At 62.4% G+C, this 23084-nt stretch carries 21 protein-coding genes; 16 read left to right on the top strand and 5 right to left on the bottom strand.

Annotated elements, in window-relative coordinates:
* The first annotated feature begins 69 nt into the window (after positions 1–69).
* From NKI79_RS07605 to phnN, 9 genes are all read left to right on the top strand, one after another.
* Positions 70–798 (top strand): SDR family oxidoreductase, encoded by a 729-nt coding sequence (locus NKI79_RS07605; RefSeq protein WP_352800799.1) that lies wholly within the window; start codon positions 70–72, stop codon positions 796–798.
* Positions 799–997: 199 nt separating this feature from the next.
* On the top strand, positions 998–2932 hold the full coding sequence (locus tag NKI79_RS07610) for a bifunctional 5-dehydro-2-deoxygluconokinase/5-dehydro-2-deoxyphosphogluconate aldolase (RefSeq protein ID WP_352800801.1): 1935 nt from the start codon (positions 998–1000) through the stop codon (positions 2930–2932).
* Positions 2933–2967: 35 nt separating this feature from the next.
* Positions 2968–4812, top strand: a complete 1845-nt coding sequence (gene iolD, locus NKI79_RS07615) for a 3D-(3,5/4)-trihydroxycyclohexane-1,2-dione acylhydrolase (decyclizing) (RefSeq protein ID WP_352800803.1) — start codon at positions 2968–2970, stop codon at positions 4810–4812.
* A 46-nt stretch (positions 4813–4858) separates the two neighbouring features.
* Entirely contained in the window at positions 4859–5776 is a 918-nt protein-coding gene (gene iolE / locus NKI79_RS07620; protein WP_352686472.1) for a myo-inosose-2 dehydratase, read from the top strand.
* A gap of 41 nt (positions 5777–5817) precedes the next feature.
* Positions 5818–6036: a DUF3329 domain-containing protein gene (locus tag NKI79_RS07625; RefSeq protein WP_254815905.1), complete on the top strand. Its 219-nt coding sequence runs from the start codon at positions 5818–5820 to the stop codon at positions 6034–6036.
* A 2-nt stretch (positions 6037–6038) separates the two neighbouring features.
* Complete coding sequence (gene iolB, locus NKI79_RS07630) at positions 6039–6851, top strand: 5-deoxy-glucuronate isomerase (protein ID WP_352800805.1); 813 nt, start codon at positions 6039–6041, stop codon at positions 6849–6851.
* A 147-nt stretch (positions 6852–6998) separates the two neighbouring features.
* Positions 6999–7706: a DUF1045 domain-containing protein gene (locus tag NKI79_RS07635; protein WP_352800807.1), complete on the top strand. Its 708-nt coding sequence runs from the start codon at positions 6999–7001 to the stop codon at positions 7704–7706.
* Positions 7707–7784: 78 nt separating this feature from the next.
* On the top strand, positions 7785–8924 hold the full coding sequence (locus tag NKI79_RS07640; protein ID WP_352800809.1) for an alpha-D-ribose 1-methylphosphonate 5-triphosphate diphosphatase: 1140 nt from the start codon (positions 7785–7787) through the stop codon (positions 8922–8924).
* Positions 8921–9547 carry a phosphonate metabolism protein/1,5-bisphosphokinase (PRPP-forming) PhnN gene (gene phnN, locus NKI79_RS07645; RefSeq protein ID WP_352800811.1) on the top strand — a complete coding sequence of 209 codons (627 nt, stop codon included), beginning with the start codon at positions 8921–8923 and terminating at the stop codon, positions 9545–9547. The genes NKI79_RS07640 and phnN overlap by 4 nt, the downstream gene beginning before the upstream one ends.
* A gap of 89 nt (positions 9548–9636) precedes the next feature.
* On the opposite strand, the gene NKI79_RS07650 is transcribed toward phnN, so the two are convergent.
* From NKI79_RS07650 to NKI79_RS07665, 4 genes are all read right to left on the bottom strand, one after another.
* Positions 9637–10167 carry a DUF2231 domain-containing protein gene (locus NKI79_RS07650; RefSeq protein ID WP_352800813.1) on the bottom strand — a complete coding sequence of 177 codons (531 nt, stop codon included), beginning with the start codon at positions 10165–10167 and terminating at the stop codon, positions 9637–9639.
* A 151-nt stretch (positions 10168–10318) separates the two neighbouring features.
* On the bottom strand, positions 10319–11314 hold the full coding sequence (locus NKI79_RS07655; protein ID WP_254815901.1) for an ABC transporter permease: 996 nt from the start codon (positions 11312–11314) through the stop codon (positions 10319–10321).
* Between the two features lie 23 nt (positions 11315–11337).
* Positions 11338–12882, bottom strand: coding sequence for a sugar ABC transporter ATP-binding protein (locus NKI79_RS07660; protein ID WP_352800816.1), 1545 nt, complete (start codon positions 12880–12882; stop codon positions 11338–11340).
* A gap of 112 nt (positions 12883–12994) precedes the next feature.
* The gene (locus NKI79_RS07665; protein ID WP_254815899.1) at positions 12995–13957 is read right to left on the bottom strand and encodes a sugar-binding protein; all 963 of its coding nucleotides are present in this window, start codon (positions 13955–13957) and stop codon (positions 12995–12997) included.
* Between the two features lie 541 nt (positions 13958–14498).
* Here NKI79_RS07665 and NKI79_RS07670 point away from each other — a divergent pair.
* Both NKI79_RS07670 and NKI79_RS07675 read left to right on the top strand, forming a co-directional pair.
* Positions 14499–15521: a LacI family DNA-binding transcriptional regulator gene (locus tag NKI79_RS07670; RefSeq protein ID WP_502909799.1), complete on the top strand. Its 1023-nt coding sequence runs from the start codon at positions 14499–14501 to the stop codon at positions 15519–15521.
* 62 nt (positions 15522–15583) lie between these two features.
* Positions 15584–16726, top strand: coding sequence for an alpha-hydroxy acid oxidase (locus NKI79_RS07675; RefSeq protein ID WP_352800820.1), 1143 nt, complete (start codon positions 15584–15586; stop codon positions 16724–16726).
* A gap of 671 nt (positions 16727–17397) precedes the next feature.
* On the opposite strand, the gene NKI79_RS07680 is transcribed toward NKI79_RS07675, so the two are convergent.
* Complete coding sequence (locus tag NKI79_RS07680; protein WP_352800822.1) at positions 17398–18291, bottom strand: LysR family transcriptional regulator; 894 nt, start codon at positions 18289–18291, stop codon at positions 17398–17400.
* A 394-nt stretch (positions 18292–18685) separates the two neighbouring features.
* On the opposite strand from NKI79_RS07680, the gene NKI79_RS07685 reads away from it, so the two are divergent.
* The 5 genes from NKI79_RS07685 to NKI79_RS07705 all read left to right on the top strand — a co-directional run bounded on the left by NKI79_RS07685 (position 18686) and on the right by NKI79_RS07705 (position 22951).
* Positions 18686–19801, top strand: a complete 1116-nt coding sequence (locus NKI79_RS07685; RefSeq protein ID WP_502909793.1) for an alpha/beta hydrolase — start codon at positions 18686–18688, stop codon at positions 19799–19801.
* A gap of 75 nt (positions 19802–19876) precedes the next feature.
* The gene (locus NKI79_RS07690) at positions 19877–20347 is read left to right on the top strand and encodes a cyclophilin-like fold protein (protein WP_352736731.1); all 471 of its coding nucleotides are present in this window, start codon (positions 19877–19879) and stop codon (positions 20345–20347) included.
* A gap of 28 nt (positions 20348–20375) precedes the next feature.
* Positions 20376–20909, top strand: a complete 534-nt coding sequence (locus NKI79_RS07695) for a (R)-mandelonitrile lyase (RefSeq protein ID WP_352800824.1) — start codon at positions 20376–20378, stop codon at positions 20907–20909.
* Between the two features lie 26 nt (positions 20910–20935).
* On the top strand, positions 20936–21712 hold the full coding sequence (locus NKI79_RS07700; RefSeq protein ID WP_502899781.1) for a carboxymuconolactone decarboxylase family protein: 777 nt from the start codon (positions 20936–20938) through the stop codon (positions 21710–21712).
* 15 nt (positions 21713–21727) lie between these two features.
* Entirely contained in the window at positions 21728–22951 is a 1224-nt protein-coding gene (locus NKI79_RS07705; protein ID WP_352800826.1) for an arabinose transporter, read from the top strand.
* Positions 22952–23084 lie beyond the last annotated feature (133 nt).

The raw sequence follows: 23084 nt of genomic DNA on the forward strand, positions 1-23084 counted from the left end.
TTTCCGGCGCGCGGCGCCCGCTGCCTCGCGCCATTTGTGGGTCTTCGACAGCAAACATGGAGACACGATATGACGGCATCGAAAACTGCGCTGGTGACCGGCGCCAACAAGGGTATAGGCCGTGAAATCGCCCGGCGAATGGCGACCATGGGCTTCAAGGTCTGGCTCGGAGCCAGGAGCGCCGAACGCGGCATGGCGGCGGCGCAGGCATTGCGTGCCGAAGGCCACGACGTAGAGTGGCTTGAGCTGGACGTCACGAGGGATGACAGTGTGAAGGCGGCAGCCGAGGCGTTCGGGCAGGCCAGCCGCCGCCTTGACGTGCTGGTGAACAACGCTGGCGTCGCCATCAACTACGACCTGCCGCCGAGCCAGCAGCGGATCGCCGATATCCAGGCCACCTACGACGTCAATGTCTTCGGCCCGATCCGCGTGACCCAGGCATTCCTGCCGCTGCTGCTGGCAGCACATGCTGCGCGGATCGTGATGGTGAGCAGCTCCACCGGCTCCATCGGCCGGGCGCTGGATCCCGCCACCACGAACCACGCCATCAATATGATGAGCTACGGCAGCTCCAAGACAGCGTTAAACGCCATCACGGTGGCCTTCGCCAGGGAGCTCGCACCGCAAGGCATCAAGGTCAACGCCGCCGCGCCTGGCTACACTGCCACCGATCTCAACGGCTATAAAGGTCACCGTACGGTGCAGCAGGCGGCCGAGATCGTCATTCACCTGGCGACCTTGGACGCCGACGGCCCGACCGCCGGGTACTTCAACGATGATGGCCCACTTCCTTGGTAAATCAGCTGGTCTCAGTGGTAGACACTTGACGTTCGTCTGACTTCAAAGTTTCTGAACGCGCGAGCCTTGCACAGCACTTTTCAGCTTGGGAATGCTCGTTCCATATTGACTATGGATTGGAATTATTATTTCATATTGCTGGCGCCACGCTGCCGCTCGCGCGTGTTACCCAAGACAACAAAGCCGATGGGAGGTTCGAATGAGCGAGGCCGTGGAAGCGAAATATTCGCCGCTCGACATCATCACGATCGGCCGCGCTTCCGTCGATCTCTACGGCCAGCAGATCGGCTCGCGCCTTGAGGACATTACTTCCTTTGCCAAGTCGGTCGGCGGCTGTCCGGCCAATATCGCAGTCGGCACTGCCAGACTAGGCCTGCGCTCGGCGCTGCTCACCCGCGTCGGCAATGAGCAGATGGGCCGGTTCATCCGCGAGCAGCTGACCCGCGAGGGCGTTTCGGTCCAAGGCCTCAAGGCCGATCCGGAGCGGCTGACCGCCCTGGTGCTGCTGTCGGTCGAGGATGAAGGCGTCTCGCCGATGATCTTCTATCGCAGCGATTGCGCCGACATGGCGCTTTCGCAAGACGACATCGATGAGGCGTTCATCGCTTCGGCACGCGCAGTCGTCGTCACCGGCACGCATTTTTCACGACCCAACAGCGACGCCGCGCAGCGCAAGGCGATCCGTGTCATGAAAGCCAAGGGCGGCAAGGTGGTGTTCGACATCGACTACCGCCCCAACCTGTGGGGTCTCGCCGGCCACGCCGAAGGTTTCGAGCGCTATGTGAAATCCGACCGCGTGTCGGCGCGGCTGAAGACGGTGCTGCCCGACTGCGATCTCATCGTCGGCACCGAAGAGGAAATCATGATCGCGTCGGGCGCAGACGATTGCCTGAGCGCGCTGAAAACCATCCGCTCGCTGTCGGCGGCAACCATCGTGCTGAAGCGCGGCGCCATGGGCTGCATCGTCTATGACGGGCCGATCAGCGACGATCTCGAGGACGGCATCGTCGGCAAGGGGTTTCCTATCGAGGTCTACAATGTGCTTGGCGCCGGCGACGCCTTCATGTCGGGCTTCCTGCGCGGCTGGCTCGGCGAGGAAAGCCTGGCGACGGCGGCGACCTGGGCCAATGCCTGCGGGGCATTTGCCGTGTCGCGGCTCCTCTGCGCACCTGAATACCCGACCTTCGAGGAATTGCAGTTCTTCCTGAAAAACGGCAGCAAGCACCTGGCGCTGCGCAAGGACGAGGCGATCAACCACATCCATTGGGCGACCACGCGCCGGCGCGACATCCCCTCGCTGATGGCGTTCGCCTGCGACCACCGCGTCCAGCTGGAGGACGTCGCGGCAAAAGCCGGCGCCGATCCGTCGCGGATCCCGGCTTTCAAGGTGCTGACTGTCAAGGCTGCGGCCAAAGTCGCGGCCGGCCGCGCCGGCTATGGCATGCTGCTCGACGAAAAATACGGACGCGAGGCGATGTTCGAATTCGCCCACCATTCCTTCACCTGGCTCGGCCGGCCGGTCGAGTTGCCGGGTTCGCGGCCGCTTCGCTTCGAGTTCTCGCAAGACATTGGTTCGCAACTGACCGAATGGCCGGTCGACCACTGCATCAAGTGCCTGTGCTTCTATCATCCCGATGATCCGGCGGAGCTGAGGACCGAACAGCAGCAGAAACTGCGCGCTTTGTTCGAGGCCGCGCGGAAAGTGGGCAGAGAACTGCTGGTGGAGATCATCGCCGGCAAGCATGGCAAGCTCGACGACATGACCATCCCGCGCGCGCTTGAGGAACTCTACGCACTCGGCATCAAGCCCGATTGGTGGAAGCTCGAACCGCAGGCATCGCACGGCGCATGGGCAAAGATCGAGGCGGTGATCCTGAAAAACGATCCGTGGTGCCGCGGGATTGTGCTGCTCGGTTTGGAAGCGCCGCAGGACGAGCTGGAAGCGGCCTTTGCCGCCACCGCCAAGGCGCCCATCGTCAAGGGCTTTGCCGTCGGCCGCACCATCTTCATCAACGCGGCCGAACAATGGCTTGCCGGCAAGATGTCGGACGATGAAGCGGTTGCCGACATGGCATCTCGCTTCGAGAGACTGACCGAGGCGTGGCTTGCCGCGCGCGGCCGCAAAGCAGCATAAGAAGGCGCGGCGATAAGGACTGCGGAGGAACCGACATGACCAAGACAATCCGCCTGACGATGGCGCAGGCTCTGACCCGCTTTCTTGCTCGACAGATGACCGAGATGGACGGGAAGAAGGTGCCGATCTTCGGCGGCGTCTGGGCGATCTTCGGCCACGGCAATGTCGCCGGCGTCGGCGAGGCGCTGTACCAGGCTCGCGACGAGCTGCCGACCTTCCGTGCCCATAACGAGCAGGCAATGGCGCATGCGGCGATCGCCTATGCCAAAGCCAATTTCCGCCGCCGCTTCATGGCTGCGACCAGTTCGATCGGCCCCGGCGCGCTCAACATGGTGACCGCTGCGGCGCTTGCGCATGTAAACAGGTTGCCTGTCCTGTTTCTGCCCGGTGACGTCTTTGCCAATCGCATTCCCGACCCTGTCCTGCAGCAGGCCGAGGATTTCTCCGACGGCACGGCGACCGTCAATGACTGCCTCCGGCCGGTGTCGCGCTATTTCGACCGCATCACCCGGCCGGAGCAGATCATGCCGGCGCTCAACCGCGCCATGCAGGTGCTGACCGATCCCGCCGAATGCGGCCCGGTGACGCTGGCGCTGTGCCAGGACGTGCAGGCAGAAGCGTATGACTACCCCGAGAGCTTCTTTGCCGAACGAATCTGGCATCAGCGGCGACCGCGTCCGGATCGCCAGGAGCTGGCCGCCGCGGTGGCGGCGCTTAAAGCGGCGAAGAAGCCATTGGTGATTGCCGGCGGCGGCGTACTCTATTCGCAGGCGTCGGGTGAACTGGCCAGACTGGTGCAGGACGCCGGCGTTCCGGTCTGCGAGACGCAAGGCGGCAAATCCTCGCTGCCCGACGATCATCCGCTGAACATGGCGGCGGTCGGCGTCACCGGCACTTCGGCTGCCAACAGGCTGGCCGAAGAGGCCGACGTCGTGCTTGCCGTCGGCACTAGGCTGCAGGACTTCACCACCGGCTCCTGGGCACTGTTCAAGAATGCCGGCAAGACCATTATCGGGCTCAACGTCCAGCCCTTCGACGCCGGAAAGCACCAGGCGCTGACGCTGGTCGCCGATGCGGCGGAAGGGCTCGCCGAACTCGGCGAGGCGCTGAAGGGCTGGAAGGCGCCTGCCGCCTGGACCGACAATGCGATCAAGGGCAAAAAGGAATGGCAGGCGGAGGCGGGCAAGGTGACTGCGTCGACCAATGCCGCCTATCCGTCCGACGCGCAGGTGATCGGCGCCGTACAGCGCGCCATGGGCTCCGGCGTGGTACTGCTCCACGCCGCCGGCGGCTTGCCCGGCGAGTTGCACAAGCTCTGGCAGGCGGGCGCGCCCGGTTCCTACCACGCAGAATACGGGTTCTCGACAATGGGCTATGAAATCGCCGGCGGACTCGGCGTCAAGATGGCCAAGCCGGACGAAGAGGTAGTCGTGATGATCGGCGACGGCTCCTACCTGATGCTCAATTCCGAGATCGCGACCTCTGTGATGCTCGGCCTCAAGCTGACCATCGTGCTGCTCGACAACCGCGGCTATGGCTGCATCAACCGGCTGCAGATGGCGACCGGCGGCGCCAACTTCAACAATCTGCTGAAGGACGCCCGTCACGAAACCTTGCCCGAGATCGACTTCGCCGCGCATGCTGCGAGCATGGGTGCGATTGCCGAAAAAGTGCCATCGATCGCCGGGCTGGAAACGGCGCTGGCGCAAGCGAAGAAGAACACGCGAACGACCGTGCTGGTCATCGACACCGACCCGCTGGTTTCGACCGAGGCCGGTGGAAGCTGGTGGGATGTCGCAGTGCCGGAAGTCTCGGCACGGCCGCAAGTGAATGCGGCGCGCAAGAAATACGAGGAAGCGCTGAGCGGGCGGGTTCTTTGAGCCATCCGCGAACGCGCCTCGAAATGTCTGAAACTGGAGTGACGACTTGAAAGCCAAACTGGGCATGTCCCCCATTGCATGGTGGAACGACGATCTTGCCGAACTCAGCGATGATGTGTCGCTGGAGGAGTGCCTGCGCCAGTCGCGCTCGGCTGGCTTTACCGGCATGGAAATGGGCCGCCGCTTTCCCAACGATCCGCAAATCATGCTGCCAATCCTGAAAGAGGCCGACGTGACGCTTTGCGGCGGCTGGTTCTCGGGGACGCTGGTCAATGAAGACATGGCGAAAAACAAGGATCGTATCCAGCCGATGATCGATCTGTTCAAGGCGGTGAATGCGCCCTGCATCGTCTATGGCGAAGTCGGCCGGTCCATCCAGGGCGACCGCTCGAAACCCCTCGCCAGCAAGCCCAGGCTGTCGGACGATGAGATGAAAGCCTACGCGAAGCAGCTCACGCAGTTCGGCGAATGGTGTGCCGAGCAAGGCATGCCGCTCTCCTATCACCATCACATGGCAGCGGTGGTCGAGACCGAGCCAGAGCTCGACGCCTTCATGCGCTATTCGGGAGAAGGCATTCCATTGCTGCTCGACGCGGGTCACCTGGCCTTTGCCGGGGGCGATGTGCTGCGCGCTATTGATAACCACCACCGGCGCATCAACCACGTGCATGTGAAAGACGTGCGCATGGAGGTGATCAACAAGCTGGATCGTAGCAGGCAATCCTTTCTCGATGCGGTGGCGCTTGGTGCCTTCACCGTGCCGGGAGATGGCTCGCTGGACTTTGGCGCCATCGTCCAGAGGCTCGCCGACCATGGCTATGAAGGCTGGTTCGTGGTGGAGGCCGAGCAGGATCCGAAGAAGAACCCGCCGCTCAAGATGGCGCAGGTCGGCTACAAGGAATTGATGCGGGTGATGACAGCGGCCGGCTATACGGTGGAGACACAAGGCTTTCCCAATGCTTGAGGCTCGCGAGGAAGGGCTGATCCGATGCCGGGGGTGATCCGATGAAGGACTCCGAGCACCCGTTTTTCCGGCCGCTGTGGCGGCGCGTTGCCGTTGTCGCGGTCTGCCTGGTCTGGTCGGTGATCGAATTCGCCACCGGCACGCCGTTCTGGGGCGTGATCGCGCTCGGCTTCGCCGGCTATGCCGTCTGGCAATTCTTCTATCTCTACAAGCCGGCTGACGAGGACAAGCCATCGGCGGACGCCAAACCGAAGGAATGACCATGTCTAAGCTGCTCATCAAAGCCAATAAGGGCCACGGCCGCGTCGCTCATGTGACGCCGCAAAACGCCGGCTGGACCTATGTCGGCTTCGATCTGCATCGGCTCAGACCCGGCGAGAGCGCTTCCGGGCAAACCGCGGATCGTGAGGTCTGCCTGGTGTTCGTCACCGGAAAGGGCAAGGCCAAAGCCGGCGGCAAGGATCTCGGCCTGCTGGGCGAACGCATGTCGCCGTTCGAAGGCAAGCCTTGGTCGGTCTATGTGCCGCAGGGGTCGGAGTGGTCGGTGAGCGCCGATACCGATCTCGAACTTGCCGTCTGCTCGGCGCCAGGACTGGGCGGCGGTCTGCCGGTCCGTGTCATCGGACCTGACGATCTCGGCCAGGAGGTTCGCGGCAAAGGCACCAACACGCGCTACGTCACCAACATCCTGCCGGAGGGCAAGCCGGCCGATTCCTTGCTGGTGGTCGAGGTCATCACACCCGGCGGCCACACATCAAGCTATCCGCCGCACAAGCACGACCAGGACAATCTGCCGGCTGAATCCTATCTCGAGGAAACCTACTACCACCGCCTCAACCCGCCGCAGGGCTTTGCTTTCCAGCGTGTCTATACCGATGCCGACCAGAACGGTGCTCGTTCGCTCGACGAGGCGATGGCTATCGAGGACGGCGACGTCGTGCTGGTACCCAGGGGTTATCACCCCTGCGCAGCCTGCCACGGCTATGATCTCTATTATCTCAACGTCATGGCCGGACCGAAGCGGACGTGGAAATTCCACAACGCGCCCGAGCACGAATGGCTGATGAAGGCCTGACCGCTTCCCTTCGCCCCAACCGCTGGTCCAAGCGAAAAATCGTCGGCTAACGACCCGGCTGTGTGGTTTTGTTACCGAAAACGCCGCAAAGCTTCGTCAATTCGTCATGGAAATCACCTATGGCAGCGGGGCTGACAAGGACTTTCGATGCGCTACGCGATCTATTTCACCCCCCGACAGGACGAACCGCTGGCACGGATCGCCGCCAACTGGCTCGGCCGCGACCCATTCGGTGCCGCCACAAAGCCGGTCGAGGCAGTAGGCGAGTTGTCGGCGGCAGAAGTTGCCTTCCATACCGCCTCGGCGCGCCGCTATGGCTTTCATGCGACGCTGAAGGCGCCCTTCCGACTGGCCTCCAACGAGACGGAAACCTCGCTTCGCGCGGCGCTCGACGATTTTGCCGAGGCGACGCCGGTAGTGACCATCCCGCGCCTGATCGTCAGCCAGATCGACGGCTTCTTCGCGCTGGTGCCGGAAGCACCGCTGCCGTCGCTCAACCGCTTTGCCGATGATGTGGTGCGCGACTTCGACCGCTTTCGCGCGCCGTTGACGGAAGCCGAGATCGAACGGCGCAGCCCCGATTCGCTGAAGCCCGACGAGTTCCGCAATCTCTGCCAATGGGGTTATCCCTATGTGTTCGAGACGTTTCGCTTCCACATGACGCTGTCCGGCCGGGTCTCGTCACAGGAAAGCCCTCGTCTTCGCTTAGCAATCGACAGCCTGTTTGCGGGCGTGCTGCAAAGGCCGGTGCCGGTGGACGCGCTGACGCTGTTTGTGGAAACTGAACCTGGCGCGCCGTTCATGGTGCTGTCCCATCACGCGCTCGGGCGCCGCCCGGCCAGAAGAACTGCCTAATGACTATTTGCTCTAACCGCGTTTGTGCGACGCCAATTGGTTCCAGTTGGCTGCAAAATCCTGCAAGGACTGCTTGAAATGACCGCCGAGACTGTTCTTGACAACGCCCGCATCGTGCTCTCCGACCAGATCGTCCAAGGGTTGATCGTGCTGCGCGACGGCATGATCGCCGCCATTGATGCCGGACCCGGCCGCAGCGGCGAGGACATGGGCGGCGACTTCATCATCCCTGGCCTGGTCGAGCTCCACACCGATCATCTCGAAGGCCATTACGCGCCACGGCCGAAAGTGCGCTGGAACCCGATCGCCGCGGTGCTCGCCCATGACGCGCAGGTGGCGACCGCCGGCATCACCACCGTGCTCGACGCCTTGCGCGTCGGCATGGACGAGGATGCGGACCTGACGGCTGCCGACATACGCAAACTGGCCGACGCGATCGAGGACAGTGTCCAGCAGGACCGGCTCAGGGCCGACCATTTCATCCATCTGCGCTGCGAGGTTTCGGCGCCGGACTGCCTTCCAGCCTTCGCCAATTTCGACGGTGACGAGCGGGTCAGGCTGGCGTCGCTGATGGACCATGCGCCGGGACAGCGGCAATTCGTCGATCTCGAGACCTACGCCTACTACTATCAGCGCAAGCTGAAGCTTACGGATCGCGATTTCCAGAAATTCTGCGAAAAGCGGATGGCTGAATCGGCGAGGAACTCGAGCCCGAACCGCAGCTTCATCGCCGCGGCTTGTCATGAGCGCGGCATCGTGCTCGCCAGCCATGACGACGCGACCGTCGGCCATGTCGACGAAGCGATCGAGCAAGGTGTGCGCGTCGCCGAGTTCCCGACCACCGAGGAGGCAGCGAGGGCTTCGAAAAAGGCAGGGCTCGGCGTATTGATGGGCGCGCCGAACGTCATGCGCGGCGCTTCGCATTCGGGCAATGTCTCGGCCCGCACGCTGGCCGGCGACGGCCTGCTCGATATACTGTCATCGGACTACATTCCGTTCAGCCTGATCCAGTCGGCCTTCTTCCTCGGCGACGTGGTCGAAGGTATCTCGCTGCCGCAGGCTGTGGCCATGGTTTCGAAGAACCCGGCCGAGGCGGTCGGCCTCACCGATCGCGGTGTCATCGAGCCCGGCCGGCGCGCCGATCTGGTTCGCGTGCGCGTCGACGACCATGTCCCGGTCGTCCGCACGGTCTGGCGGCAGGGACGCCGGGTCGCATGATGGTGTCGGCATCGGTCGAGCGTGAATTGTCCGCGGCGGGATTTCCGATCCGCGACGGTGTCTTCGTCGCCGTCGTCGGGCCGAGCGGTGCCGGCAAGGACACGGTGATCGGCTATGCGCGCGCGGTGTTTGCCGGCGAGAGCCGGCTGGAGTTCGTGCGCCGGGTGATCACCCGGCCGAGCGATGCGGCCACCGAGGATCACGATACGCTCGCCGATGCTGCCTTTGTCGAGGCCGAAGCGGATGGCGCCTTCGCCATTTCCTGGGAGGCGCATGGCCTGCACTACGGCATCCCGGCCGAAGTCGACTGGTCGGTCTCCAACGGCCGTGTCGCGATCGCCAACGTCTCGCGCGCGATCATCCCGGCGCTGCGGGAGCGCTACGCCAATCTGGCTGTCGTCGAGATCACGGCTACACCGGATATCCTGGCCGAGCGGCTGGCATTGCGCGGTCGCGAGTCGCGCGGCGAAGTGCTGGCACGGCTGGCGCGCAGTGCCAATGTGGCGCTGTCCGGACCGGGTGTCACCTCGATCGACAATAGCGGCCCTCGTGAAGCCGCCGGCGAGCGCTTCGCCGAGGTGCTGCGCAAGGCCATGGCCTTCTCCATGTCGGGCCTTATCTAAAGTAGCGCCCATCCGATGCATTCGGTATGGGCGCTACTTGTCTAACCAATATCTTTGGAAGCCGGTACCCCCTTTTCGGGATTATGGCGTCATGCGGCGTGACGGTCCCGACCAGCGTGACGAGTATCCGCGGCAGTGGTTGTCGAAGGCTTCACTGGCGCATCCGCCGGTGTATCCAGAACTGCAACGTGATGGCGATACACCATTTCCCAGCCCTTCCAGCCGGTGAACAGCAGTATGCAGACCACTATGAACGACAAGAGCACACCCCATGGGCGGACCGCGGCTTCGGCGCCTTGGGCATAGCGAAGATAAAAATTGATCAGTGCCACAACGACCGCGGTCAGGTTGCCCAGCATGTGATACCAGGCGTCCGACAAGGCGCGAATGCGCGGCTCGTTGAGGAAGTCGATAAAACCGGCTGTCGCGGCGAGAAGAGCCATTACAATGGCTGCCCCGATCAGCCACATCGATGCCCGTGCCCAGAAAGCATCGGCAGTTCCCCAGAAAACCAGGTCGGTGACAAAGGCACCGACAAGAAACGCGACAGGAAAAGGTATCAGCATCGGGTGGAGGGGGTGAGTTCCGACCTTTGCGGTACTTACTGGATTCGTGGGCATGGGACGCCTCCGCATAGCAAAGCTTAAATAAACGCTTCGATACGGGTTTCGTTCCAAATGGAGATTAATCTGAACTCCTGTCGCGAAGCTCAGGCCGACCTTGTGATGCCTGCCAATGGCAGTCGGCCCATTTCATCCAGCTATTTTTGCGTCATTCCGCGGCAGCACCCGCCACGCCCTTACGGGTAGCTTCCAGCATCCGCCGCCGCGCCCTGAACACGCCCCATTGCTGGTCGACCAGCACGCCGATGAGGATCACCCCGCCCATGACGGCGAAGTTGAGCGAGGACGGGATGCCGAGCAGGTTGACGAGGTTCTGCAACTCCTGCAGCAGCACCGTGCCGAGCAGGACGCCGATCAGCGAGCCTTCGCCGCCGCGCAGCGAGAAGCCGCCGAGCACCGCTGCCGCGATGGCGTAGAGTTCGTAGAACTGGCCGTGGCTCGCCGGCGAGATCGAGCGTGTGTACATGGCGAAATAGATAGCCGACAGCGCCGTCAGCACGCCGCAGATGACATAGGCGGCTATGACGATGCGGCCGGTGCGGATGCCGGAATATTTTGCCGCTTCCTCGTTCTTGCCGATGGCGTAGAGATAGCGCCCGAATACCGAACGGTGCAGCACCACCCACATGACGACGGCGATGACGATCAGCGCGATGAAACTGTTCGGCACGCCCCAGGACCGCCCCGCCGTCAGGAATTCGAGTTCCGGGAAGTTCTGCCCAAAGGCAAAGCCGGCGGTGCCGTCGGCAGTGTAGAAGCGCGCCACGCCGCGATAGATCAGCAGGCCGCAGAGAGTGACGACAAACGGCTGCAACTTCAGCCGGGTGATCAGCCAGCCATGCATCAGGCCGATGATGGCGCCGAGCGCGATGATCAGCACGAAGGCCAGAGGCCACTCCATCTCCCGCACGGCGATGAAATCGATGAACAGCGTACCGAGTAGCGCAACCACCGAGCCGACCGACAATTCGATGCCGCCGGTGATGATGACGAAGGCTTGGCCGATCGACAGGATGCCGAACAGCCCGATCAGGTTCGAGGTGTTGGCGAGATTGATCGGCAGCAGGAAGCGCGGGTTGATGATCGCCACCACCGCGCCGACCACCAGGATCAGGATCAGCAGGCCGAGATCTTTCTTGCTCATCGTCTTCTCCCAACGCCTGCGAATTACTTCGGCTGCTTGCCGACCGCCAGCAGCAGCACGTTTTCCTGGCTGAACCGGTCCTTGTCGAGAATGCCGGAGATCTGGCCCTCATGCATGACGGCAATGCGGTCGGAAACGCCGATCACCTCCTCCATGTCGCTGGAGATCATCAGCACGGCGACCCCGGCATCGGCCAGCGCCCGCATCAGCCCGTAGATCTCGGCCTTGGCGCCTATATCGATACCGCGTGTCGGCTCATCGAGGATCATCACCTTCGGCTTCATCGCCAGCCATTTGGCCAGCACGACCTTTTGCTGGTTGCCGCCCGACAGCGTGCCGGTGCGCGTCTGCACGGAGGGCGCCCTGATGCCGAGATCGGTCTTCTGTTTTTCGGCGGTGGCGGTCTCGGCGCTGGCCGAGACCAGCGAGCGCCGCGAATGCGCCGGCAGATTGGGCAGCGAGATGTTCTGGGCAATCGACAGGTCGAGCAGGATGCCGGTCAGCTTGCGGTCTTCCGGGACGAGGAAAATCCCGTTGGCCACTGCGTCGGCGGCCGAACCAAGAACCAGGTCTTTTCCGTCAAGCTGGAACGAGCCGCCAAAGCTCCTGTCGATGCCGAACAGCACGCGCGCCAGTTCCGTCCGGCCGGAGCCGACGAGGCCGGCCAGGCCGAGGATCTCGCCATGCCTCACATCGAGGTCGACGGGCCGGTCAGGATAGGCGGCGGTGCGAATGGCCTTGACCGACAGCGCGACGGAGCCCGGCGGGCGCGCCGATTCTGCGGCCTTCTCGCGCTCCTTCAGCATGCGGCCGATCATCAGCTTGACCATCTGGTCGTGATTGATGGCGCTCTTCGGCAAGGTCCCGGCGAGCATTCCGTCCCTGAGCACGACGACGCGATCGGCGACGCGCTCGACCTCGTGAAGGCGGTGCGAGATGAAAATGACACTGATGCCGTCTGCCTTCAGCGCCTTGATGACACCGAGCAGCTTGTCGGTTTCGGCGATCGGCAGGCTGGACGTCGGTTCGTCGAGGATAACCAGCCGTGCCTTAATAGACAGCGCCTTGGCGATCTCGACCATTTGCTGCTGCGCCAGCGACAGCGCCGACACCGGCGTATCGGCTGAGAAATTGGCGCCCACGCGTTTGAGCAGCGGCGCCGCCTGCGCTCGCAGCCTGGCGCAGTCGACGAGCTTGAGCGGCCCGGCGCGCAGCGGTTCGCGGCCGAAGAAGATATTGGCGGCCACGTCGAGGTTTTCGAACAGGTTGAGTTCCTGGTGGACGAAAGCGATGCCCGAGCCGATGCTGGCCTCGACAGTCAGCCCGTCATGAGCGACGCTATCGACGGTGATGGTGCCGGTGTCCGGCCTGGTCACGCCACCGAGGATCTTCATCAGCGTCGATTTGCCGGCGCCGTTTTCGCCGACCAGGCCGATGACCTCGCCGGGCCTGACCTCCATCGAGAACCCGTCCAGCGCAACGACGCCGGGATAGGTCTTGCGCACACCGTCGAGGCTCAGGAACGGAGCGTCCGCAGATGCAACGATGGATGGGTCGGAATAATTCATCACGCCTGACAGCAGCCGGTGAGCCGTTTGGTCTCAGACTGACGAGCCGCGCGAGGCCCGTCAATAGAACGCCGGCTCAAGGCGAACCTTGAGCCGGCGCAACCTAATTCGCTCAGTTTCCAGACATCGCCTTGAGGCTGGCGGCGTAGGCGTCGACATCGTCCTTGCCGATGATCTTGGTCGGGATGATGATCAGGCCATCGGCGGGAATGCCCGACTTGTCGCCCTCGAGATAGGCAGCCATCAGCTTCATGCCCTGATAGGCCCATTCGAAGGGCTGCTGCACGACGGTGGCGGCGACGGTGCCTTCCTTGACGCCGCCCAGCGTGATCGGATCGTCGTCGAAGCCGACGACGGTGATCTGGCCGAGCTTGCCGGCATCGCGCAGCGCTTCATAGATGCGCGGCGTGTTGTAGGAATAGAAGCCGACCATGCAGGTGACGTCGGGGCTGGCGACCAGCGCGTCCTCGACGTTCTTCTTGGCGCGAGCCTGATCGATGTCGTCGCCACGCACGTCGACCAATTCGATCTTGGTGCCGGCGAGACCTTCCTTCATGCCCTGGATGCGCTCCTTGGCGTTGTCGGCGCCGAGCAGGCCGACGAAGCCGAGGCACTTGCCGCCGTCAGGCATTGCCTTCTTGGCGATCTCTGCCGCCTGCTTGCCGGCATCGACATTGGACGAGCCGATATAGGCGACACGCTTGGTCTGCGGCGCGTCGCTGTCGGTGGTGAACAACGCCGTTTCCGAGGCGATCTTGTTCAGCCCGTCGGTCGACGTCTTGGGATCGACGGCCGAGACCATGATCGCCTTCACGCCGGCCGTCACCAGATCGTCCATCAGGCGCTGCTGGATGGCGACCGAGGACTGCTCCGGATATTTGAGTTCAAGATTGTAGTTGGGCAGTTCGGCTTGAGCCTTCTTGACGCCGGCTTCCGCCGCCTTCCAGAAATCGGAAGCGCCGTTGACGACGAAGGCCAGTGTCGGCTTGTCGTCGGCCCGCGCAATTGCGCTGGCGGACAGGCCGAGCAGCAGGGCCGCAGCGGCGACGGACGCATTTCGTATCACAGATTTCATATTCAACCTCCCATTTTGACTCAGTAATTTTCGCTGATGATGAACGTGCCGGCGCGGCTTGGACGCCCTCCTCCTCAAGGGTTTCCGGCAGCGAAGAACGACGCCATTCCAGCCGCGATCGTCGACTTTAGAGACTCATTCGCCGTTCGTAAATAGTCCGATTTGTCTGACATTTTCCGGAGCGGCAGGCAAGCTTCGGCTGACGGGAACCGTCCGATACCAGGCTGGCTTGCGTTCCGAACATGCGCGGTCCGAGGTCGTCCGGGCATGATGGATTGACGTTATAGTGATGCCGGATATTAGTAAAGAGTATTAGTTTGGTCGAGATTCTCGCACAAAGGAGAGAGGCCTCCCCAGTCGCAACCGTTTTGAACCGGGGACTACATCGCCTAAGAGGTCGATTATATCTATTAGTAGCGCTTCGCCCTATAAATGCGAGATTCGAGGGACCAATGACATGAACGAACCACTGCGTGATCCCGTCCTTGAGGGTACCAGGCGGCGCAAGCCGTCCGGGAAAAACCCCAAGGGCCGTGTTACCATGACCGACATCGCCAGGGTCGCCGGCTGTTCGCAGGCGACGGTTTCGTTCGTGCTCAACAACACGCCGGGCATCAGGCTGTCGCAGCAAACCCGAGAGCGGGTGATCGAGACGGCGCGAGCACTGGGCTATTCGCCGCCGGTGTTTTCTGCCTTGCGAGCCCCGGTTGCCGCATTCGACGGGCTGGATGGCGTGATCGGCTTCGCCGTCGACCAGTTGGCGACCAGCCCGGAGGCGGTCGTCGCCATTGAAGGGGCGCGGCAAGCCTCGTGGAACGCCGGCAATGTAGTGTTGGTGGCGCAGACCATGGGCGACGAGGTGATGGAGCCCCGGGCCATCGCGGCACTGACCAAGCGGGGCATTTCGGCGCTGATCTACATGACCATCTTCACCCGCGAGATCGTCGCGCCGGACTATCTCTACGGCCTCGACATTCCGGTCATCCTGCTCAACTGCTACACCGCCGACTATGCCTTCCCCGCCGTGGTGCCGAGCGAGATCGCCGGCGGCCAGAGCTCGACCCGGCATCTGATCAGCTATGGCCATCGCCGTATCGCCACCATCACCGGCGAGCCCTGGATGCAGGCGGCTCAGGACCGGCTGAAAGGTTACCGCCGGGCGCTGGCGACGGCCGACATCCCGTTCGACCCGGCGCTGGTCGTCGAAGGCGATTGGTCAGCGAGCGCCGGCTATGCCGCGACCGTCAAGCTCTTGGCGCTGAAGGACCGGCCGACCGCCATCTTCTGCCAGAACGACCGTACCGCGATCGGCTGCTACGAGGCGCTGAAGGAGGCCGGCCTGCACATCCCCCAGGATATTTCGGTGGTCGGCTATGACGACGAGGAGATCGCGCGGCATCTGTTCCCGCCGCTGACGACGTCGATCCTGCCGCATATGGCAATGGGACAATGGGCGATCGAGCAGCTCGAAGTCCCCGCTGCTCCCGGTCGCGGCCGCTATCCCATCACCAAGCTCGAATGCCCGCTGGTGGAGCGGGAGTCGGTTGGCGCTGTGGCGGGCTGAGCGCCGGCGATCGACAATGGCACAGGCTTGACATCGGGCCCGGCGTATACCCGATTGATTTCATGCGATTGCAAAGCTGCTACAATTTTCAGGACTTCCGCCGGCTGGCAAAACAGCGCCTGCCAGGCCCGATCTTCAACTATATCGATGGCGGCGCGGACGACGAGACGACGCTGCGGCGCAACACGGCGGCTTTCGAGGACTGCGATCTCGTCCCCAACGTCCTTGCCGGCGTTGGACAGGTCGACATGTCGGTCACCGTTATGGGCCAGAAGCTGGCGATGCCGGTCTATTGTTCGCCGACGGCTCTCCAGCGGCTGTTTCACCATAGCGGCGAGCGCGCCGTCGCCGCGGCGGCGGAGAAGTTCGGCACGATGTTCGGCGTCTCGTCGCTCGGCACGGTCAGCCTGGAGGAAGTGCGCCAGCACAGGACGCCACAGGTCTATCAGTTCTATTTCCACAGGGATCGCGGCCTGAACCGCGCCATGATGGAGCGCGCCAAGGCGTCCGGCGTCGAGGTGATGATGCTGACGGTCGACAGCGTCACCGGCGGCAACCGCGAGCGTGACCTGCGGACCGGCTTTTCCATCCCCTTTCGGCTTACGCTCGGCGGCATGATGCAGTTCGCGATCAAGCCGAGATGGGCTATCGACTATTTGACCCACGAAAAGTTCAGCCTGCCGCAGTTGGACGGCCATATCGATCTCGGTGGCGGAGCGCTTTCCATCAGCCGCTATTTCACGGAGATCCTCGACCCGTCGCTGGATTGGAAGGACGTCGAAGACATGGTCCGCTTCTGGAACGGCCAGTTCTGCCTGAAGGGGATCATGAGCGTCGCCGATGCCAGAAAGGCGGTCGACATCGGCTGCACCGGCATCGTTCTGTCAAATCATGGCGGCAGGCAGCTGGACGGCTCGCGCAGCCCCTTCGACCAGCTGTCCGAGATCGTCGACGCGGTGGGCGACAAGATAGACGTGATCATCGACAGCGGCGTCCAGCGCGGCACGCATGTGCTGAAAGCCCTGTCGCTGGGCGCCAAGGCCGTCGGCGTCGGGCGGTATTATCTGTTCCCGCTGGCAGCCGCCGGACAGGCCGGCGTCGAACGGGCGCTCGGCTTGATGCGAACCGAGATCGAACGCGGCATGCGGCTGATGGGATGCAGGTCGGTGGCAGAGCTTTCCAGGGAAAATGTGCGGTTTAGGTGAGGGAGCCGGGACGCACAGCATAAGCTTTTCGAAGTGCGAACCCTATACCGACCTGGCGCCCGTTTCGAAGACGGCCTCGCCGGAACAGCGTCCGTATGTCCGCCCTCAAGCTGCCGCTGCGTGTAACGCGCCGTTAACGCCGTTCGCGGCTGACAGGATGCTGGCCGCAGTTCGAAGGTATAGTCTGCGTCTCGCTGTCAGGTGCGGAGGCGAAAATGAATTTGCTTCGGATTGCGCTCTTGTGCACGGCCATGATCGACCTTGGAATGCCGGCCGTTCGTGCTGAGGATCGGCCTGTGCCGTCGAACAATAATGCCGCAACAGCGCAGCCGCCCGTTCATTGTGAAGGCCAAAATTGTCTCCCGCCGGCGCAAGATCCCGTGCAGGAATGCACTGGCCAGGATTGCACGCCAGCTCCGCCGACTGAACCGGGCCCGGAGATCAAGCAGGCCGACTGAGCAGCATTAGCTGACGATCCCCTTTTTGGCATGGGCAGCGCTCACGTCTCGCGACCTTCCGGCCGCAGGCGATAGATTCTGTTACCTATGTTCCCGGGGTGGGCATGAGTTTAATAGCGCCGCATCGGGGCGATGATGAGAACTCTGCCTATTGCCTCTAGAACACTCCCAAATGGGGCGTGAGCCAATCGCGCGGGTTTAGATCCTGTCGCTTCATTCCCGATGCCGCAATGCGTCCACAATAATCTTGAACGCAGGAAGGTTTTGGCGGCGGCTAGGATAATAGAGGAAATAGCCATCGAAGAAGGGCGACCAGTCGTCGAGGACCTGCACCAGCAACCCTGAGGCGACGTGCCGCTCCACGATGTTCTCGGGAACATAGGCGATACCATAGCCACTCACCGCGGCGTCGATCATGGCGTAGGTGTTGTTGAAGGTAAGTTGACCGTCCACACGGACACGCAGCGCCTGTCCATCCTTCTCGAACTCCCATGCGTACAGACCGCCGGCGGTTTCGTGGCGCATGTTGATGCAGATGTACCGGACCAGATCCTGCGGATGCACAGGCACACCGTGCGCCGCGAAGTATCGCGGCGAAGCCACGGCGACCAATCGCCAGTCCGGGCCGATGCGGACCGCGATCATGTCTTTCTCGACGCTCTCTCCAAGCCGGACACCGGCGTCAAAGCCTTCCTCGACGATGTTGCGGAAGGTGCTGTCCAGGATCAGTTCGACGCCGATGTCGGGATAGGCGCTGAGGACCGGCTTAAGCTTCGGCCAGACCACGCTTTCGAGCGCGTGGTCGGACAGGGTCAACCTGATCGAGCCTGACGGCTTTTCGCGGAACGCCATCAGCGCTGCGATCTCGTCTTCGATTTCACCAATGCGCGGAGCGATCGTCTGTAGCAGCCTTTCGCCCGCAACGGTCGTCGCGACATTACGCGTCGTGCGGGTCAGAAGGCGTATGCCCATGCGTGTTTCGAGCTGCTTGATCGTGTGACTGAGCGTCGATTGCGCGACGCCGAGCTTTGCCGCTGCCTTGGTGAAGCTGCGCTCTTCTGCGACGGCCTGAAACCACGTCAATTGGTTGAGATCGGTTCTGGCCATGAGCTTCCTTCGTTTGCCATCTCGCAACAGATTATTCGATGTAGTCGATTAGTTCATGCCAATTTCGACGGGTAATCGTTTTATGGCAAAACCACTAGGTTTGCACTGCAACAATTCAGCGGGACCGAACCATATGGCGATCGCCGCCACAGCAGATGCAGGTAGCAACCGGACAGGCGATTTCGATCAGCGGCCTCTTCGCGGTGGCTGCGAGCATGGTCATCACCACTGCTCGGTGCCGTGGTCGGCGGGCTGCTGCTGGCTGGCATGTCAATCTTCGCCGCGTTCGTCGGCAGCGTGATTCTGGCCGGCAATGGGCCGCGTCTGCTCAAGCCTGAATGACCAGCAGGATCGGCCAATCTCAAATCCACTCTAACCTTGCAGGAGATCATAGATGCCTACGAACATCCCTGACGCAACAAACCAGAAAGCCCCGGCCCGAAACATTCACCGGCGTGAGTTGATGAAGCTGACCGGAACAGGCATCGCCGCATTCGGCGCGATGTCACTTGGAAACCTAACCTTCGCAAAGGCTCAAGACATGTCCAACGGTGCAAACAATTTCTATACGAGCGATCAGGTGACGCTGCAGAAAGTCACCTTCAAGAGCCAATACCAGATGAATGTCGCGGGGAATCTGCTCGTTCCCAAGGACCTTGACCGCAATGCACGTCATCCGGCCATCGTCGTCGGCCATCCAATGGGCGCGGTGAAAGAGCAAAGCGCGACGCTCTATGCCACCAAGATGGCCGAGCGGGGCTTCATCGCCATGGCGATCGATCTGCCATTCTGGGGCGAGAGCGAGGGCGAAGCCCGACAGATCGTTTCACCGGATGTCTATGCCGAGGCATTCAGCGCGGCGGTGGACTTCCTCGGGACACGCGCGTTCGTGGACCGCAACCGCATTGGCGCGATTGGTGTCTGCGGCAGCGGCAGCTTCGTCATCAGCGCCGCCAAGATCGACCCACGCATGCGCGCCATTGCCACGGTAAGCATGTATGACATGGGCGCGGCGAACCGAAACGCACTCAATCACTCGCTAAGCGTCGAGCAACGCAAGCAGATCATCGCGGCCGCCGCCGAGCAGCGCTACTCCGAATTCGAAGGCGGCCAGATCCAGTATACGGGCGGAACCGATCTCGAACTGACCGCGTCGACGCATCCCATCCAGCGTGAGTTCTACGATTTCTATCGGACACCCCGCGGAGAGTTTACCCCGGCGGGTGTCTCCGACCAGATAACGACCAAGCCGACGCTGACCAGCAATGTCAAATTCATGAACTTCTACCCGTTCAACGACATCGAGACGATCTCGCCGCGCCCAATGCTGTTCATCAGCGGCGTTCAGGCGCATTCGAAGGAGTTCAGTGAGGAAGCCTACAGACTGGCAGCCGAGCCGAAGGAACTGGTCTGGGTCCAGGGCGCCGGTCACGTCGATCTCTACGACCGTGTGGACCTGATTCCGTTCGACAGGCTTACCAGCTTCTTCGGTCAGCATCTGGCAGCTTAACAAGGCCGTATTCGTCGAAGGGTGCGGCCGTGTGCCGGAACAATGGATATGGCCGCACCGATTGGGAGACCTTAAATGACACGCGACGCCACATGGCTTTCACGCCGCACCTTGCTGGCAGGCGCTGTCAGCTTCGCGCTTCCCTCTTCGGTGCACTCTCAGACCTCCACAACCCCGGGTACGAAAGGAGCCCCGATGCGCCTGAGATTTGTTTTTGCAGATCAGGATTTCACGGCGACGCTGGAGAACAATCCTTCCGCGCACGACCTGGTCTCGATGCTGCCGCTGGACCTGACGATCGACGACTATTCGTCCAACGAGAAGATCGCCTATCTGCCGCGCAAGCTCACCGAGGAAGGCAACGGTCGCTTCGGGAACGAGGCGGCTGGCGATCTTTGCTACTACGCCCCCTGGGGCAATCTCGCGATGTTTCATGGTCCCTATCGCTGGTCGCGCGGCCTGATCCGGCTCGGGCGACTAGACCAGGGACCTGCGCCGCTTCTGATGCGCGGAGAACATCCGCTGCACGTCGAAATGCTTTCCTGAACCTGGAAGGCCGCTGCGCATCAGGACAATGCCGCGGGTGTCGGAAAAACCCGCATCATTCACCGGGAACAGCAAGAAGCTGCAAACGCAGAAGGAGACGAACATGAAGAAGATTCTCGCTGCCGCTGCAATCAGCACCGCCGGCTTAATGCCGGCCGAGGCCGAGACCATCGAAATCCGCACGAACGGCAGCACGCCGGCCGTGATCGGAACGGCGGACAACTTCACCGGGCAGGCGGTCATCAGTCCGCTCTATCCGCCTACCGACATGACGCGGGCGAGCACCGGACTTGTGAACTTCGCGCCCGGCGCGCGGACGGTCTGGCACAGCCATCCGGCAGGCCAGATGCTTATCATCACGGGCGGTCAAGGCTGGGTGCAGGAAGAGGGCAAGGAGCGGCGAGGCATCAATCCTGGCGATGTGGTCTGGATTCCGGCCGGCGTGAAGCACTGGCATGGAGCGACCGCGATCAGCCCCATGGCGCATATCGCCTTGAGCTACATGCGGGACGGCAAGAACGTCGACTGGTTCGAACCTGTTTCCGACGAGCAATACCGCTGACGGGATACTGAACGAAAGGCTTCATCATGAAAACCTCGACCGTTCTGGCTCTCGCTCTTTCCATGGGAGCCGTCGATGCCGCCGCGCAGGCCGGATCGCAGACCGGCAGCCTGTCCCGCGAGGACGTGCGAACGGTTTCGCCCGCGCTTGAGCGCTACGCCGATGAGAAGCTTGCAAATGGCCTCTGGAAGAGGCCGGGCCTGTCGCTGCGGGATCGCAGCATCGTCACTGTCGCTGCCGTGATCACGCGCAACCAGGACATTCTCCTGCCGGAGCAGGTGCATCTCGCACTCGACAATGGGGTGAAGCCGGCCGAAATCTCAGAGATTATCACGCATCTCGCCTTCTATGCCGGCTGGGGCAATGCGGTTGCCGCGACGGGCATCACGAAGGAGGTGTTCGCGGCGCGCGGTGTCGGACCCGACCAACTCCCCAAGGCCATGGTTGATTTCCTGCCGCTGGACGAAAAAGCCGAGGCCGATCGCGCCGCCCGCGTCGCGCAAGGCACAGGACCGGCATCGCCGGGATTGGTGAGGGATACGACCGTCGTATTGTTTCGCGACCTGTGGCTGCGGCCCGATCTCGCCCCGCGCGATCGCAGTCTGGTGACGGTCAGCGCCCTGATCTCGGCCGGCCAGGTCGAGCAGATTCCCTACCACCTCAACCGGGCGATGGATAATGGACTGATGCGCATGGAAGCCTCCGAAGCCATCAGCCATCTCGCGTACTACGCCGGATGGCCGAACGCTTTCTCGGCAGCCGCCGTTGCGCGCTCCGTGTTCGAGAAGCGCTCCGCCAACTGAACACTGCTGGTCGCGATGACTCCTTTGCCCTCATCGTCCAGACCGCCGCCCTCGGCCGCCGTGACGTTGCTGCCGATCATGGCGGCCGTGTTGGCCGGCTTCCTCGTCATCGGCGCGGCCCTGCCGGTGCTGCCGCTGCATGTGAATCAGGATCTCGGCTTCGGAACTTTCGTCGTCGGCCTGGTTGCGGGCTCGCAATTTGCCGCGTCTCTGGTCACGCGCATATGGTCCGGCACCTATTCGGATGCGAATGGTGGCAAACGCAGCGTCGTCCTCGGCCTGATCGCCGCCGCCGGTGCTGGATTGCTGTATCTCCTGTCCTTGACCTTCGTGAGTTCGCCAACCCTCTCTGTTGCGATTCTTCTGGTGGGACGTGCGGTGGTCGGTGGAGCCGAAAGCTTCATCATCACCGGGGGCGTGAGCTGGGGATTGGCAATGGTCGATTCCGGCCATGCGGGGAAGGTCATCGCCTGGGTCGGCACGGCCATGTTCGCGGCGCTCGCCTTCGGCGGTCCGCTCGGCACGATGCTCTTTGTACCGTACGGCTTTGCGGCGATCGGCCTTATCACGACCTTGGCGCCACTGCTCGTTCTGCTGTTCCTATTGCGAGCGCCGAGTCCGCCTGTCCTATCGGCACGGACGAGATCCACTTTTGGCGGCGTGATTGGAGCGGTCTGGCTACCCGGACTTGGCGCGGCGCTTAGCAGCATCGGCTATTGCGCCATTCTCGCATTCAGCTCGCTCCTTTATGCCAATCACGGCTGGCAGCCCGTCTGGCTTGCCTTCACTGCCTTTGGCGCGGCGTTGATCGTGGCGCGAATGATGTTTGGCCATCTACCGGATAAGTTCGGTGGCGCGAGAATCGCCTTGGTGTTCGTTCTGGTGCAAGCGGCCGGATTGATCCTCATGGGATTGGCCCGAAGCATGATGATGGCATCCGCCGGAGCCGCTCTCGCGGGACTCGGCTACTCGCTCGTCTATCCCGGTCTGGGTGTCGAGGCTGTCCGTGACACCTCGCCTGAAAGCCGCGGGCTGGCAATGGGCATCTACACGGTCTTTCTCGATGTCGCGATGGCTCTAGGAAGCCCGGTGTTGGGATGGGCTGCCGATCGAGCAGGTTTGAGCGTTGTGTTCTTTATCAGCGCCGGTGTCACCTTTTGTACGACGGCCATTGCCTTGTATTTAGCCTACAGCACGCACCGAGGCCGACGGGCGCCTGCAAAGAGGTCTTATTGGTAAACTTCGCGGCAATCAGCGGCCTTCTACGTTCGCAACCGAAGTAGATTTAGAGTGAAATGGCTGATGCCACCCAAGTGATATATGGCACGTGCCTGCTGATCAGAAATCAGCCATTCAACCCGAGAGATTCGAC

The organism is Mesorhizobium sp. M0340 (assembly GCF_040321535.1).
GTDB lineage: Bacteria > Pseudomonadota > Alphaproteobacteria > Rhizobiales > Rhizobiaceae > Mesorhizobium.

What these genes read in the sequence shown, in the direction of transcription:
- NKI79_RS07605 (WP_352800799.1), top strand. Translation starts at nt 70, where the DNA reads ATGACGGCATCGAAAACTGCGCTGGTGACCGGCGCCAACAAGGGTATA.
- NKI79_RS07610 (WP_352800801.1), top strand. Translation starts at nt 998, where the DNA reads ATGAGCGAGGCCGTGGAAGCGAAATATTCGCCGCTCGACATCATCACG.
- iolD (WP_352800803.1), top strand. Translation starts at nt 2,968, where the DNA reads ATGACCAAGACAATCCGCCTGACGATGGCGCAGGCTCTGACCCGCTTT.
- NKI79_RS07625 (WP_254815905.1), top strand. Translation starts at nt 5,818, where the DNA reads ATGAAGGACTCCGAGCACCCGTTTTTCCGGCCGCTGTGGCGGCGCGTT.
- iolB (WP_352800805.1), top strand. Translation starts at nt 6,039, where the DNA reads ATGTCTAAGCTGCTCATCAAAGCCAATAAGGGCCACGGCCGCGTCGCT.
- NKI79_RS07635 (WP_352800807.1), top strand. Translation starts at nt 6,999, where the DNA reads ATGCGCTACGCGATCTATTTCACCCCCCGACAGGACGAACCGCTGGCA.
- NKI79_RS07640 (WP_352800809.1), top strand. Translation starts at nt 7,785, where the DNA reads ATGACCGCCGAGACTGTTCTTGACAACGCCCGCATCGTGCTCTCCGAC.
- phnN (WP_352800811.1), top strand. Translation starts at nt 8,921, where the DNA reads ATGATGGTGTCGGCATCGGTCGAGCGTGAATTGTCCGCGGCGGGATTT.
- NKI79_RS07650 (WP_352800813.1), bottom strand. Translation starts at nt 10,167, where the DNA reads ATGCCCACGAATCCAGTAAGTACCGCAAAGGTCGGAACTCACCCCCTC.
- NKI79_RS07655 (WP_254815901.1), bottom strand. Translation starts at nt 11,314, where the DNA reads ATGAGCAAGAAAGATCTCGGCCTGCTGATCCTGATCCTGGTGGTCGGC.
- NKI79_RS07660 (WP_352800816.1), bottom strand. Translation starts at nt 12,882, where the DNA reads ATGAATTATTCCGACCCATCCATCGTTGCATCTGCGGACGCTCCGTTC.
- NKI79_RS07665 (WP_254815899.1), bottom strand. Translation starts at nt 13,957, where the DNA reads ATGAAATCTGTGATACGAAATGCGTCCGTCGCCGCTGCGGCCCTGCTG.
- NKI79_RS07670 (WP_502909799.1), top strand. Translation starts at nt 14,499, where the DNA reads ATGACCGACATCGCCAGGGTCGCCGGCTGTTCGCAGGCGACGGTTTCG.
- NKI79_RS07675 (WP_352800820.1), top strand. Translation starts at nt 15,584, where the DNA reads ATGCGATTGCAAAGCTGCTACAATTTTCAGGACTTCCGCCGGCTGGCA.
- NKI79_RS07680 (WP_352800822.1), bottom strand. Translation starts at nt 18,291, where the DNA reads ATGGCCAGAACCGATCTCAACCAATTGACGTGGTTTCAGGCCGTCGCA.
- NKI79_RS07685 (WP_502909793.1), top strand. Translation starts at nt 18,686, where the DNA reads ATGCCTACGAACATCCCTGACGCAACAAACCAGAAAGCCCCGGCCCGA.
- NKI79_RS07690 (WP_352736731.1), top strand. Translation starts at nt 19,877, where the DNA reads ATGACACGCGACGCCACATGGCTTTCACGCCGCACCTTGCTGGCAGGC.
- NKI79_RS07695 (WP_352800824.1), top strand. Translation starts at nt 20,376, where the DNA reads ATGCCGCGGGTGTCGGAAAAACCCGCATCATTCACCGGGAACAGCAAG.
- NKI79_RS07700 (WP_502899781.1), top strand. Translation starts at nt 20,936, where the DNA reads ATGAAAACCTCGACCGTTCTGGCTCTCGCTCTTTCCATGGGAGCCGTC.
- NKI79_RS07705 (WP_352800826.1), top strand. Translation starts at nt 21,728, where the DNA reads ATGACTCCTTTGCCCTCATCGTCCAGACCGCCGCCCTCGGCCGCCGTG.